The sequence below is a fragment of the Leptospira adleri genome (assembly GCF_002811985.1).
GTDB lineage: Bacteria > Spirochaetota > Leptospiria > Leptospirales > Leptospiraceae > Leptospira > Leptospira adleri.
In genome coordinates, this window is sequence record NZ_NPDU01000046.1 from 1 (window position 1) to 13,646 (window position 13,646).

The 13,646-nt window shown below is 43.6% G+C and carries 10 protein-coding genes and 1 tRNA gene; 5 read left to right on the forward strand and 6 right to left on the reverse strand.

Annotated elements, in window-relative coordinates:
• Positions 1-2,441: chromosome segregation SMC family protein (locus CH376_RS16025; protein WP_100788186.1), on the forward strand; the 2,441-nt coding region annotated here is incomplete at its 5' end.
• A gap of 111 nt (positions 2,442-2,552) precedes the next feature.
• On the opposite strand, the gene CH376_RS16030 is transcribed toward CH376_RS16025, so the two are convergent.
• Positions 2,553-3,077, reverse strand: a complete 525-nt coding sequence (locus CH376_RS16030; RefSeq protein WP_100784475.1) for a DUF1564 domain-containing protein — start codon at positions 3,075-3,077, stop codon at positions 2,553-2,555.
• 115 nt (positions 3,078-3,192) lie between these two features.
• Positions 3,193-4,233 carry a response regulator gene (locus CH376_RS16035; protein WP_100784476.1) on the reverse strand — a complete coding sequence of 347 codons (1,041 nt, stop codon included), beginning with the start codon at positions 4,231-4,233 and terminating at the stop codon, positions 3,193-3,195.
• A 648-nt stretch (positions 4,234-4,881) separates the two neighbouring features.
• Between CH376_RS16035 and CH376_RS16040 the strand changes: the two genes are divergently transcribed.
• Positions 4,882-5,709, forward strand: a complete 828-nt coding sequence (locus tag CH376_RS16040; protein ID WP_100784108.1) for a thiazole synthase — start codon at positions 4,882-4,884, stop codon at positions 5,707-5,709.
• Positions 5,690-6,823, forward strand: a complete 1,134-nt coding sequence (thiH, locus tag CH376_RS16045; protein ID WP_100784109.1) for a 2-iminoacetate synthase ThiH — start codon at positions 5,690-5,692, stop codon at positions 6,821-6,823. Before CH376_RS16040 ends, thiH begins: the two co-directional genes overlap by 20 nt.
• Before the next feature lie 519 nt (positions 6,824-7,342).
• Here the strand turns inward: thiH and CH376_RS16050 are convergent.
• The 3 genes from CH376_RS16050 to CH376_RS16060 form a co-directional block, all read right to left on the reverse strand.
• Positions 7,343-7,627 carry a Cys-rich protein gene (locus CH376_RS16050; RefSeq protein WP_100784110.1) on the reverse strand — a complete coding sequence of 95 codons (285 nt, stop codon included), beginning with the start codon at positions 7,625-7,627 and terminating at the stop codon, positions 7,343-7,345.
• Between the two features lie 20 nt (positions 7,628-7,647).
• Positions 7,648-7,721 (reverse strand) — tRNA-Met (locus CH376_RS16055).
• Between the two features lie 76 nt (positions 7,722-7,797).
• Positions 7,798-9,084 carry a hypothetical protein gene (locus tag CH376_RS16060; protein WP_100784111.1) on the reverse strand — a complete coding sequence of 429 codons (1,287 nt, stop codon included), beginning with the start codon at positions 9,082-9,084 and terminating at the stop codon, positions 7,798-7,800.
• A 327-nt stretch (positions 9,085-9,411) separates the two neighbouring features.
• Here CH376_RS16060 and glnA point away from each other — a divergent pair, with 327 nt between their 5' ends.
• Positions 9,412-10,833: a type I glutamate--ammonia ligase gene (gene glnA / locus CH376_RS16065; RefSeq protein WP_100788187.1), complete on the forward strand. Its 1,422-nt coding sequence runs from the start codon at positions 9,412-9,414 to the stop codon at positions 10,831-10,833.
• A gap of 420 nt (positions 10,834-11,253) precedes the next feature.
• Here glnA and CH376_RS16075 read toward each other — a convergent pair whose 3' ends face one another.
• Positions 11,254-11,982 (reverse strand): hypothetical protein, encoded by a 729-nt coding sequence (locus CH376_RS16075; protein ID WP_100784114.1) that lies wholly within the window; start codon positions 11,980-11,982, stop codon positions 11,254-11,256.
• Positions 11,983-12,304: 322 nt separating this feature from the next.
• Here CH376_RS16075 and CH376_RS16080 point away from each other — a divergent pair, with 322 nt between their 5' ends.
• Positions 12,305-13,645: a protein-disulfide reductase DsbD family protein gene (locus CH376_RS16080; protein WP_243394662.1), complete on the forward strand. Its 1,341-nt coding sequence runs from the start codon at positions 12,305-12,307 to the stop codon at positions 13,643-13,645.
• The last annotated feature ends 1 nt before the right edge of the window (position 13,646 follow it).

Genomic DNA, 13,646 nt, shown 5'->3' on the forward strand with positions numbered 1-13,646 from the left:
ACTGCATCAACGATTCGAGAGTTCAGAGAAAGGACATCGAAAAACTTCTCATGGATACGGGGATCGGAAAGTCTTCCTATTCCATCATGGAACAGGGAAAGGTGGATCGGATTCTTCATTCCAAACCCGAAGAAAGAAGATTGATCTTCGAAGAAGCGGCGGGCGTTTCCCGTTTCAAAGTGGAACGTCAAGAAGCGCTCAAACGTCTGGACGATACGAAACAAAACCTTCTTCGCATCCAAGACATCATGAATTCCATGAAAAAGGAAATGGAAGTCAAAGAGAAACAGGCGGAAAGAGCGGAAGCCTACTTCAAACTCAAAGCCGAGTTAGACGAAACCGATAAGATCATCCGTTATCTCAAATACAGCACTCTTACAAAAAAACTAAAGGCTTCCGAAGAGGAACTTCAATCCATCAAGGATAAGAATCAGACTCTTCTCGAAACGATCGGCGAAGAAACCGGAAGAATCGAGGTTTTGGAAAAGGACAAGGCGGAGATCGAAAAGCGCGTCTCCGAGATCGACAAAAAATTATACGATCATCTTTCCCAAACCAAGATCCAAAAGGAAAAGATCGAAAAGAACAAACAGATCATCCTCGAATACGAGGAAAGAATTTCCGATATGACGGAAACGCTCAACGGCGAAGAATCTTCCTTGAGTCTTCTCGTCATCGATTTGGAAAGAATTCAGAGAGAATGTTCCGAACTCCAAGGCGAGGTCGAACTTCTCGAAGAAGAGATCGGTAAATTAAAGAATTCTAAACTTGTTTTGGAAAAACAGATCGAAGACGAAAATCACAGCGTTCTTGATAAAGAATCCAAAATCACGGCAAACGACAAGGCTCACAACGAACTGAGGGAAAAACTCAAAGAAGTGATCTTCGAGTTGATCAGCCAGCTCGAATCCAGAAAAAAAGAGGCGATCGACACCGAAACCCGCAGAAAGGAACTCAAGGAATTTCTTCTTTCGAAGATGTCCGAATACGCGGTTCAAATCCAGGAATTACGAAACAACTTACAACTCTCCGACAATTCCAAAGTGGCGGCGGTTCTGGAAACTCTCGATCTAGGTGACGTTCAAACCAAGTTGGAAGAATTTGTTCATCTCGAGGATATGATCCGTAACATTCTCTTTGATCGGGACGGATTTCTTTCCCGCAAAGAAACCCTCGATCAACAAATCGAAGATCTCATCTTGGACAACGAAAATCTTACGAGAAGCATCAAAGATTCCGGTTTGAAGATCGAATCCCTCAGAGAAGATCTGGAAGCGAACAAGGAACAAACCGTTTTCTTGGAGAAAAAAGTTTTGGAACTCGGTTCCGAAAGAAATTCAAGACTTGAAGCCGCCAAGGCGATCGGACTCCGCAAAGAAGAGATCGAAAAAAGAATCCAGAACGCAAAGGATTCCATCCAAAATGTAATCGTAAAAAAACAGGAGTTCGAAAAGGAAGTTTCCGAACTCGAACAACAGATCGAGTCCAGTTACAACGAATTCTTAGATATGAGCCGCGCGTTGGAATCCGAAAAAGAAACTCTTCGGAATATTCTAAAAGAGATCCAAACCCTCAAACACGATATTCAGAAGAATCAGGACGACTTCAAAAATCTCATTCCGGTTTTGACCGAAAAAGAAAGAACCGCTTCCGGTTTGAAAGTTCAGATCGATTCTTTTACGGAAGAATTGTACAACGACTATTCCATTTCGGAACAGGAACTGACCGCCGAGTTTGAAAATAGGAACGTGGAAAGAACCAAAGAAGAAGTCAAACTCAAACGTCTCAAATCGGATATTCAGATGTTGGGATCCATCAATCCTCTTTCCATCGAAGAATACAGAAGTGTGAAAGAAATTTACGAACACCACCGCGTTCAAAAAGAAGATATCGAAAAGTCCAAAGGAGACGTGGAAGACGTTCTTAACCGAATCAACGAAGAATCTGAAAAACTTTTCCGAGAAACTTTCGAAAAGATCCGTGAAAATTTTCAGGAAACCTTTTCGACTTTGTTTAACGGAGGAAGGGCCATTCTCGAACTCACGGAAGGAGAAGACAGTTTAAACGCGGGAATCGAAATCATGGCGGAACCTCCCGGAAAACACGTTCAAAATCTAAGACTTCTTTCCGGAGGAGAAAAATCCATGACGGCGATCGCGCTCTTATTCGCGATCTACATGGTCAAACCGTCCCCGTTCTGCTTTTTGGACGAGATCGACGCGGCGCTCGACGAAGCGAACAAACTTCGTTTCTGTCAGATCTTGGACAAGTTTAAGGACAAGTCTCAGTTTATCGTGATCACGCACGCTCAGTCCACGATCAACCGGGCGAATTCCATCTTCGGAGTTACGAACGAGGAACCGGGGATTTCGAAAATTCTTTCTCTAAAACTCGACGAAGCCTCTCATCTTGCGGAAAGAGTTACGGAAGCGGCCGTTTAATCCTTAGAAGAAATCTTGTCGATTCTTGAGCGTATCAATGTGCCTAGGAAATTTGTGTTTTAAATTTCCTGAGGTATGTTTTGTTTTGAAATTCGATTGAAGATTGAGTTTTTAGGAATAATCTTCCGGCGTAAGGATGTGAATTGGGTTTGGTTCGAATTCCAACCTTTTTATGATCTCGTTTTTTAGTAGGTCTAGGTGCCAGATATAGCTGTAGATATTTTGAAAGGTGGGACATCCCACATTCAAAACTCTATCAAGGTAAATTCCGCCTCCAGAATCATCCAGCCAGAAAAGGTAATTCACCATAAAACAACGGGAAACACCGTGGGCGGCCGCTAAAACACCGAGAAGAGCCCAAATTCCGGTATCAATTCTCATATTCATTCTTCTGAGTTTTCCTTGATCCCTCTGATAAAGAGTTTTTCGAGCGTTCTGATTGATTCTCCTAAGAGAAAGAATGAGTTTCTGATATCTCCTCAAAAGTGTTAAAATTCGTTTCGGAAGCTCTTTTCTTTCTTTCTCGCTCAAACGATTCAAATATTTTTCAGGGATGAGGATCGTCTCGACGTTCATCCTGGATAAAACTAAAGCGGATTGAATTTCTTGATTTGTGTTTAGAAAGATTTGTCCCATACTCTTTTCGGTTCCGGAAAAGAATCGAACGCGGTCTTTTAAAGGAAAAAAACGTACCGGGTAGTGGAAGATTCGATCTTTCCAATTTTCAAAGGCCTTCTTGAAAATTGGGCGATTATACGAAACTTTCCTCGCTTTGTTGTTCACCGTTCATTTGAGTGTGAGCGGTAAATTCCACTTTGGCGCGTAAAAGATCCACTATGTTTTCGCTGAACACTTCTACAATCTCCGGGTCGAAGGAAATCCCGGATTGGGATCGAATGTATTCCACGGCTTGTCCGATCGGCCATCCGTTTTTGTAAGGACGATTTGTGGTCAAAGCGTCGAAGACGTCCGCAACCGATGCGATCCTTGCGGAGAGACTGATTTCTTCTCCCTTACATCCGTAAGGATAACCGGATCCGTCCCATTTTTCATGATGGCCGATACAAATCTCTCTCGCGACTTTTAGAAGTCCGGTTTCGTGTTCACCGATGATATCGGCGCCGATGATCGGATGCGTTTTGATGATTTCGAATTCTTCCGACGTCAGTCTTCCGTTTTTTCTTAGGATAGAATCCGGTATTCCGATTTTACCGACGTCGTGCATCGCCGAGGCGTTGTAAATGTCTTCGATTTCTTCCAAGGGAAGTCCATAATGTTTTGCTAATACTTCGCAGTATTTGCTCATTCTTAAAATGTGATTTCCGGTTTCGTTGTCTCTGTATTCGGAGGCTATCACCAATCTCCGGATAATTTCCAAGCGGGAGGATTTGATCTCCAACAGCCTACTTAGCTCGAGATGGGATTTGATTCTTGCTTTGAATATCGTGGGACTGAACGGCTTTTTTACAAAGTCGACCGCACCTAAATTGAAACCTAACGTTTCGATTTTCGGGTCTTCGATGGATGTGATAAAAATCACCGGAATGTCGGTTGTCTGAGGATTGTTTTTTAATTTACGGCAAACTTCAACGCCTCCGATCTGAGGCATCATAATATCCATAAGAATTAAATCAGGCTGATTGGTTCTCGCCAATTGAACCGCTAAGTTCGGATCTTGAACGAGGATCGTTTCGTAATCCTTTTCCAAATGATGTTGAATCACTTGTAGATCCAACAGGCTGTCTTCCACTACCATCACTTTCTTTTTTCTGGGCGCCGGAACTGTATGCATTTTCTTCTCTCGAATAAATAGTCTGGAGAAACCGAATCGGAGTTTAGCTTCTGCGAATTTTCTTTCTGTTCTAAATGACTTATAAATAAATATGAATAATCGATCCTTATCGAAAAAAATAGTACCAAAGATTAGAAAAAAATAGAGTTCAAGAATTACTCGAGTAGATTCATCTCTTTCGGATTCATAGGAACGCTCCATTCGCGAAAAGAAGTCGAACGATCGTTCTTATTAGAAAATAAGTCAATTGAGTCAATTTATTTCATTTGAAAGATCGGAATCGGATTTTTATGGATCTGAAATTCTTTGTTGAATCCCGCGATTTGAAGAATTTTAGAAGGAATGTCCGTTTTTTTTGACTCAGCTCCGGTAAGCTATATTCTATTTTTTGAAAGTATTTGTGGTTTAATTCGAGTCAAAATCGACTCAGAAAAGCCGGCTTTTTCAAAATGAAGAATTTATTCCGAGGAAATCGATCCATTCTTTCAGATCTTAATTCTTCCGGAAAATCGGATGATGGAAGAGGAGAATGATTCGTCCGGAAGGATGGACCGGGAAACTCATTCTAAGCCAAAATTGTAAAAAGGAAGACGGCATTTTTAGAAGCCTTCTTGACGAAGCGGAGTCTTCGAAAGATCTCTACAGAAGATGTCAAACGTATCTAAAGAAAACGAGGATTCTCTTGTAATCGCAGGAAAGACCTTTCGTTCGAGACTCTTTCTTGGAACCGGAAAATTTTCCTCCGGCAGAATTATGAAAGAAGCGATCGACGCTTCCGAGACAGAAGTCGTCACGGTCGCTCTGAGAAGAGTCGATTTGGAATCGCCGGAAGACGATATTCTATCGCATATAGATCGTGATCGAATCCTTCTTCTTGCCAATACGAGCGGAGCACGCGACGCGGAAGAAGCCGTACGTTTGGCAATTCTTGCGAGAGATTTGGGAGCGGGGGATTGGGTAAAATTGGAAGTCACTCCCGATCCGGTATATCTTCTTCCCGATCCGATCGAAACTTTAAAGGCGGCGAAGATCCTAGTCAAAGACGGTTTTAAAGTTCTACCGTATATCAACGCGGATCCGATTCTTTGCAAACATCTAGAAGATGCGGGTTGTGCAACCGTGATGCCTTTGGGTTCGCCGATCGGTTCCAATTTAGGAATTTCAACAAGAACCAATTTGGAAATCATCATCTCTCAATCCAAAATCCCGGTCGTCGTCGACGCGGGGCTCGGGCTTCCATCTCACGCGGCCGAAGCGATGGAACTCGGAGCGGACGCGGTTCTCGTAAACACCGCGATCGCGATCGCTAAAGATCCGGTTTCCATAGCGAAGGCTTTTAAACTCGCGACGATCGCCGGAAGAATGGGCCGTCTTTACGGCGGAAGCGGATCTAAGTTTCAATGGCAGGCTTCCGCGTCCAGTCCTCTCACCGGATTTTTAAACGAAGAGGAAAGAAATGTACACGGAGATTTTTGAAAGAACTTCGTTTGCGGAAGGTTCGGAAATCATCCGATCCAAAAAGAAGGAAGACGTGGAAAGGGCTTTACATCGGGCTTCTTCGCGTCTTTCTCTCGACTTTGAAGACTATCTTTCTCTCGTTTCTCCGAACGCTTTTTCGTATCTCGAACCGATGGCTCGTCTTTCCAAGGAAATCAAAAAGGAAAGATTCGGAAATACGATTCAGCTTTTTATGCCGTTGTATCTTTCCAACGAATGTCGCTCCTCTTGTCTTTATTGCGGATTCAGTTATGAGAATAAGATTCCGAGAAAAACTCTAACCGAGGAGGAAATCCGGAAAGAAGCGGAGGTTCTCCAAAAAAAAGGAATCCGTCATCTCGTGATTCTTACCGGCGAGGATTATAGTAAGACAAGTTTAGATTATATCCTCCGAGCCGTTTCCATTCTAGAAGAATTTTTTGATTCGCTTTCGATCGAAGTCTATCCTTTGGATACGGACGATTATCAAACCGCGATCGAATCCGGGGTGGACGGTTTAATCGTCTATCAGGAAACCTATGACAAAAAAGTCTATGCGGAGAATCACTACAGAGGAATCAAAAAAAATATGTTCTATCGTTTGGAAGCTCCGGAACGGGGAGGAAAGGCCGGTTTTCGAAAGATCGGAATCGGAGCCCTTCTCGGACTTTCGGATCCTTTGGGAGAGATGTATAAACTCGGAGAACATGCAAAATATCTAATAAAGCAATATTGGAAAACCTCTTTTCAGATTTCTCTTCCGAGAATGCGTCCTGCGGCCGGAGATTTTCAAAAAATCGTTTCCGTGAACGATCGTGATTTTGTCCGATTTCTTTTAGCGCTTCGAATCTCGTTTCCGGATCTGGGTCTCGTTTTATCGACGAGAGAATCTCCTCGTCTCAGGGATCATCTCGCGACTCTCGGGATCACGAGCATGTCCGTGGAATCCAAAACGGAGCCGGGAGGTTATTCGAACTCGGGCGCGCTGAAACAATTTGAAATCGAAGACAATCGTTCCGTCTCCGATCTTGCGGCTTCCCTCCGGAGATCGGGGCTGGACCCGGTCTTTAAGGATTTCGATCGGGCCTTGTTGTTCTCGAAAGAAACTCTCTGATTCTTTTTTTCCGAAAGCCGATCGATCCGTACGATCGCGTAACGTAGGAACTCCTATGAGAATCGATCGAAGATCCGTCCGCTTGAGCCTGGCAATCCTGCAAGAGGGCAGAATCTGTTGGAACTCCATCGAGTTCACTTTTCCTGCGAAGTCGGTTTTTACCAGACTTTCGTCTTGGCTCGCAGCGCCGTTGAGGCCAGAACGCGGTTCATTCGAAATTTATAATAAGATATGTAAGAGTTCCCACAATCAAAGTTGCAACCGACTTTCGTGAGAATTGGGATTGTTCTGTGTTACGCAAAAATGTAAGAGTTCCCACAATCAATGCCTTGGAGCCGATTTTTAGAATCAGCCGGAACAAAACTGACCGTCAGAAACCGCTTTCAAAGCGGTTTGATCTTCTTTCAAAAATCGGATCGATTTGAAATTTTATCTTTTTTTGAATTTGAAAAAGGCATAAAAAAAGAGCGGGGAACCGCTCTTTTCATTCTAACATAAAAGATCTTAGAATCGATCTTTCTATTTTTTATTCGCGTTGTATGCGTTCACAATACATTCGTTAAACGGTTTGCACTGATTTTTGTGGTTCTCAAAACAGGCGGCGACCGCTTGCGAGTGTTTTTTGCAGGAATTCAAACATCCGGCTTTCACCTTTGTTTTTTCATCCGCGCTTAACTTTCTCGGAGCGTTTTGCTCCACACATCCCGAATAAAAACCGCAGATTTCACTGCAGACCGGGGATTGAGCTGGCACTGACTGAGCCAGAAGGAAGAAAGAAAGAATCATTAGAAAGAAATATTTCAATGTCTTCTCCTTAAAACTATTAGCGACGCAGGGATTCGAACCCCGGACCTGCGGATTATGATTCCGTTGCTCTAACCAGCTGAGCTACGTCGCCGCTTTTGTTGGACCCGATAAGTCGGTTCCAGTGCTATTTTTTTGAAGGGAATAGACCTGTCAAGGTTTCTTGAACTTCAGGATTTCCAGATTTCTATCAGAGATTTCCATGAGGAAACGTTTGCGATTTCGTCAATTTTTTTCGTCGAAAGCGAGTCTCGTTCTTTCCATTTTTGAAGAATCAAATCGTTTGTTGCGGATTGAAGAGATTTCCAAACCTCTCTCGTGGATTCGTCCGAAGAAATAATCTGAGAAGATTCTTGAATGATTTTCATACGATCCAGGAGTTCCGGAATTTCAAGTTCTTCCAATTCCTCTCTTCGAACTTCCAAGTGAGAATCCAAAATCTTTTTGGAAACTTCGAATTCTTTCTGGAGAAGTTCGAAAAAGAATCTCTCGTCGGTTTCCAGATGTCTCGCGATCCGCGCGGCGAAACGGTGTTCCGTGAGGTCCCTCCAAGATTCACTTTTCGTAAACTTTCTATTGGAATCGGAATTCAAAAAAGAAACGTTTCCGGCTTCCCATTTTTCCCAAGCGTCCAAGATCGAAGAATTCAAAACTAAAAATACAAAGGAGGCACTGAGCCAGGGAGAAATCGCAATCTCAACTGAAGTTTCACCGAAGACCGGAGCGTTTTCGAAATCGAGTCCCGCGAGAATCGATCCGGAACGTGCGATCCACACGGGAAGAATTTCCTTCATGCAAGAAAGATCGATTCTTAAACCCTGAAACGTAAATTCGAGATCGGAAACCGTTTCGTTAAAAAGATAAATCGCAAATAAACTCTGAACCGCGCCGAGCTTCGGCGTGACGAGAATCTTTTGATTTCCCTTTTCCAGAATTTTTTCCACGAAGTTCTCGGGGATTTCCGCTTCTAAAATTCTTTCCAGAGAATCGTTTGCTTCCGAAGAGATCAAAAACTCCAACTGAAAAATCCGAGACTCATCATTCTTCTTTGTCTTTTGAAATCGTTCCGCGCCGATCCTTTCTTCCAAAAAAGAAATTTTCGATGCGATGGATTCTTCCGGCGATGCAAAAGGGAAATAGAATAAATTCTTCCAAACAAAAGGAGGAAACGTCCGGGAAGGAATTCCCGGAAATGGCAAATTGGAAAATTCGGTTAAGGCTCTTATGGAACGATCGGCTTGGCGCAAAGAATCGGGAAGTTCTGATTGTTCAATCGCGGTTTCCGAAAATTCGATACAATAACTTGCGTTCTGCTCCGCGGCCCAGTGTTTCAAAGGGAGATAGAATTCTTTCAGAACGGAGTCGGACGGTCGATCCTTTGCAAACAAGAATTCTAACGTTTCTTGGCCGACCATTTTTTTTAGAGCTGCCTCGGTCAGGAATTGAATCTGTTTCATCTGGTTCTCATTGCTGAATAATATTTATGCAGAATGTAAATTCTTAGTACTGGCTCTGTACGAAACTTAAGCTAGTTGCCAATCGAATTGGAAAAAAGATAAAATCTGCTTCCGCATTGTATTTTAGGGCTTGCCTGTCGTTCAAGGAATTTTACTCTGATTCCGGATTCGTCTTCAAAACGGATCCAAAGAGTAGAACTGACTCTTTTTTTCGTAAAACCGAGGATTTGCATCCTATGGTACGAAATTTGCATCGAATCTACAGACGCACGCTGAGCGTGAATTAGAGATTAGTTATTAATACTCGAAGACAAATAGGAGAATAGAATGTCCAGAACACCTAGTGAAGTTATCGCATACGCCAAGGCGAATAACGTTCTTTTCTACGATTTCCGTTTTACGGATATCAAAGGAGCTTGGCACCACGTATCTTATCACACCGTTGCCATCACTGAAGATTCCTTCAAGGGTCTTCCTTTCGACGGAAGTTCCATCCCCGCGTGGCAACCGATCGATCGATCCGATATGCAATTGATCCCCGATACGGACGCGATCTTCTTGGATCCTTTTACTGCGGATCCGACACTCGTAGTATTCTGCGACGTATTTGATATTTACAAAGGCGCCCTGTACGAAAAATGTCCGCGTTCCATCGCGAAAAAAGCCCTCAAATATCTCGAGTCTTCCGGACTTGCGGACACCGCTTATTTCGGTCCTGAAAACGAATTCTTTATTTTTGACAGCATCAAAGTAAGGGACGCAATCAACGTTCAATACTATGAAATCGATTCTTCCGAAGGGATTTGGAATTCTCACACGGATTTTCCAGGCGCGACCAACACAGGTCACCGTCCCGGAACCAAAGGCGGTTATTTCCCGGTAGCCCCTGTGGATTCTCAAGTGGATTTAAGAGCCGCTATCGTTAAGACTCTTCACCAGATCGGAATGGAAACGTTCGTGGTTCACCACGAGGTTGCACAAGGTCAAGGTGAGATCGGCGTTAAATTCGGAACTTTGATCGAAGCGGCGGATAACGTTCAAAAACTGAAATACGTCGTGAAGATGGTCGCTCACCAACACGGTAAGACCGCAACTTTTATGCCGAAGCCTCTTTACGGAGACAACGGAAACGGAATGCACTGCCACCAGTCTATCTGGAAAAACGGTGTGAACCTTTTCGCAGGTAAAGGATATCAAAACCTGAGCGACACGGCGATGAATTATATCGGCGGTGTTTTGACTCACGCGAAAGCATGTGCGGCGTTTACAAACGCTTCTACAAATTCTTATAAGAGACTTCTTCCAGGTTTCGAAGCTCCTTCGATTTTGGCGTACTCCGCTCAGAACCGTTCCGCTTCTTGTAGAATTCCTTTCGTTAACGGGGACAAAGCAAGAAGAGTGGAGTTCCGTTTCCCAGATTCTTCCGCAAATCCTTATCTCGCATTTGCGGCGATGTTGATGGCGGGTATTGACGGAGTTCAAAAGAAGATCGATCCGGGTCCACCTCGGGAAGAAGACCTCTTCGAACTTTCTCTGGATGAGATCCGCGAGAAAGGAATTCAGCAAATGCCTCACACTTTGAGAGAAGCTGTGGAGAACATGTTGTTGGACAGAGACTTTCTCAAAAAGGGAGACGTTTTCACGGAAGATTTCATTCAGACTTACAAAGCGTATAAGTTTGAAACTGAAATTTGGCCTTGGGAAGGAAGACCTCATTCATTCGAATTTCTTACCACTTATTCTTGCTGATCGGAACGAGCGTCAAGAGCGCTCTTCGGTTTAGAGAATTTAAAAAAGCCCGGGAAACCGGGCTTTTTTATTTGAGGAAGATAGAAGAAGTGGATTCTTCTCGTCGGAGTTCCGACCTTTTTCGTGCTATCATTGGCGGCCCCACCCAGATTGGGTGGAGGAGGCGGGCTCGCGGGAAAACTCGGGAGATTTTTCTCTATCAGAAAAGTTGCATGTTGTCAAGAAGGATTCTTCTTGTCGGAGTTCCGACCTTTTTCGTGCTATCATTGGCGGCCCCGCCCAGATTGGGTGGAGGAGGCGGGCTCGCGGGAAAACTCGGGAGACTTTTCTCTATCAGAAAAGTTGCATGTTTGCAAGAAGGATTCTTCTCGTCGGAGTTCCGACAGGTTTCTTCTTCAAAAAATTTTAATTTAAGAAAAGTCAATCGGAGAGAAGGGGCTTATTTGCGTCCGGGTGTTGGACGAGATATTCTTTCACTGTATTTCTTTTTTTCTCTAAACGAGCAAGGTGATCTTCGATGATTTTTCCGAAGTCGAGTTTTCCGGTAATGATTTCATATCTTTCCGTCTCCAAAGTTCCAAGATCCAGATCAGAGGCGACTTCGGAGGAACGATCCGCGTATCTCTGCGCTTCTTTCCAATAAGGAACCGCCTCTTTGTAGAATCCGTCCGCCACTTCAAAAGATCGATTGAGATCGTAAGCAAAATCCAAATTGTAAAAGTAAAGATGTCGTTTATCAAATTGGGATGCGATTCTCATATAAGAACGCATAATCTGCAGATTGATATGCATAAAAAGGAGATTGCGATATTTATAATATTCCTCTTCGTCTTTGACGGGACAGAGCGCGTTTTTCGGATGTCTAAAACGTTTTTTAAGACCGATTTTAAGAAAGTAGATGTCCCTTCGGAGATCGTTTTCCTTGTAATGAAGTTTGAGACCGTAGAGTTGATAGTAGTCTTCTAAAAATTTAGGTTCCCATTTGTGAAGTTTATATGGAACCCAGTCCGAGAATTTCGTATAAGGTCCGTTTTTTTCGTACTCGTAATTGTAATCCAGATCGATCTCCGCGGAAATCGGATTGTTTCCGAAGTCGCAAATCATCCCTAAAAGGATACAAATGCAAAGTCTCAAAATTCCGGCGTTCATCCCCTTGATTTTCGGCAGGTTTTTACTTTTAGGTGAGTTCGGAATCCCTGAAAACCGCGGGTCGACGCGGAAAGGAATACGGAGAATCGCCGTTTGGATTCACAATTCTCAGAGCGTTTCAAAATCATAGTTCGAAAAAAAATATCCATTTAGGACGGCCTAACGTCTAAACTACGAGTTCAAGCTCATCTTTGCTCGGAATCGGGTTGACCCCCGTTTTTTTTGCAAAAGCATTGTTTCTTGGATGAAGTTTAGGTTTTTTCTGGTCGTTTGATCCGTGTTTTTGAGAAGCCAGCAACAAAAGAATTCTAAGAACAGATTTTTGATCCTGGGATTCCTGTCTTTTTTTCTTACGTCACTTTCCCTTTCCGCCGAAGAATTTTCCGGAGCCTGGTTTGGAGAAATTCAAAGATCCGTTTCTTCCGGCGTTTCCGGAGGAGTTTTCGAATGGACAACGGGTTTTGTTCTCATCGCAGGAGGAGTTCTTGCGAGCCTTCTTCCTTGCGTCTATCCCCTTTATCCGATTACCGTAGGAATCGTGAGAGCCAGAGGCGAAGGATCACCAAAAATTCTTCATCCAGCGGTTTATTATTTGGGACTTGTCGCAGTTTATTGGTGCTTCGGTTTAATCGCCGGTTTTTCGGGAGGAGCGTTTAACGTAATTCTACGTTACCCGTTCACAAACCTCGCACTCTCCGTTCTCATTTTCCTTTTGGCGCTCGCCTCCTTGGATCTGATTCATCTTCCTTTTTTTCAATCCAAAGAAGTCAACATCGGACAAGGTTGTAAGGGAACTTTTCTTCTCGGAATGGTGGCGGGACTTCTTTCTTCTCCCTGCGTAGGTCCGGTCGTTGTCGCGATTCTTCTTCAGATCACTGCGGGTTCGGGGGCGATCTCGATCGGTTCGATTTTGCTCGCTTCCTTTAAGATGTTTTTATTCGGAGTCGGTTTGGGTTTTCCATTCTTGATGATCGGGGTTTTTGGTCTCAGTCTTCCCAAATCCGGAAAATGGATGCGTTGGATCCAGTGGGTTCTCGGTCTCTTTGTATTATATTTTTCTTATACATATTTCCAAAAAGCTCTTTCCGGTTGGAGTGTTCCAGAACGTTCGATTTCTCTTGCGGCGTTCGGGATTCTGATTCTTCTTGTTTGTCTTTATTTTTTTCTTCCGGAAGATTGGGACAAATACAAGAGGATGAAAAAAACGCTCTTTTTAGGCGGAGTGATTTTGTCCGCGGCGGGTCTCGTGATTCTTCTTTCCGGAGGAGTCGGCGGAGTCAATGCTTCCGGCGTTTCTGAAACAGAAACAAAAGGAAATTTGACCTGGTTTCGGATTCCTCAGAAGGCCTACGCCGAAGGAAAGGACACCGATAAAAAAGTATTCATCGATTTTTATGCCGATTGGTGCACGAACTGTAAAGCATTCGAGGAATTGACTCTTTCCGATTCTTCGCTAAACGAGGCCTTGCAAAGTGCGGTACTTTTGAAGATTAAAGAGGATGATCCTATCTTTGCAACGTATGCTAGGGATCCTCGTTTTGAAGAATTAAAAATCGGCCTTCCCTTCTTTGTGATCTTGGATTCGGAAGGAAATCTTTTGTATAAAAATACGGACTACCAAGATACGAAGACGATGATAGAAACTTTAAAGAATCAGCCGTAGG

Bases quoted from the DNA above. Each gene is read 5' to 3' on its own strand.
- CH376_RS16075 (WP_100784114.1), bottom strand. From the start codon at position 11,982: ATGAACGCCGGAATTTTGAGACTTTGCATTTGTATCCTTTTAGGGATG.
- CH376_RS16030 (WP_100784475.1), bottom strand. From the start codon at position 3,077: ATGGGACAAATCTTTCTAAACACAAATCAAGAAATTCAATCCGCTTTA.
- CH376_RS16040 (WP_100784108.1), top strand. From the start codon at position 4,882: ATGTCAAACGTATCTAAAGAAAACGAGGATTCTCTTGTAATCGCAGGA.
- CH376_RS16060 (WP_100784111.1), bottom strand. From the start codon at position 9,084: ATGAAACAGATTCAATTCCTGACCGAGGCAGCTCTAAAAAAAATGGTC.
- thiH (WP_100784109.1), top strand. From the start codon at position 5,690: ATGTACACGGAGATTTTTGAAAGAACTTCGTTTGCGGAAGGTTCGGAA.
- CH376_RS16035 (WP_100784476.1), bottom strand. From the start codon at position 4,233: ATGCATACAGTTCCGGCGCCCAGAAAAAAGAAAGTGATGGTAGTGGAA.
- glnA (WP_100788187.1), top strand. From the start codon at position 9,412: ATGTCCAGAACACCTAGTGAAGTTATCGCATACGCCAAGGCGAATAAC.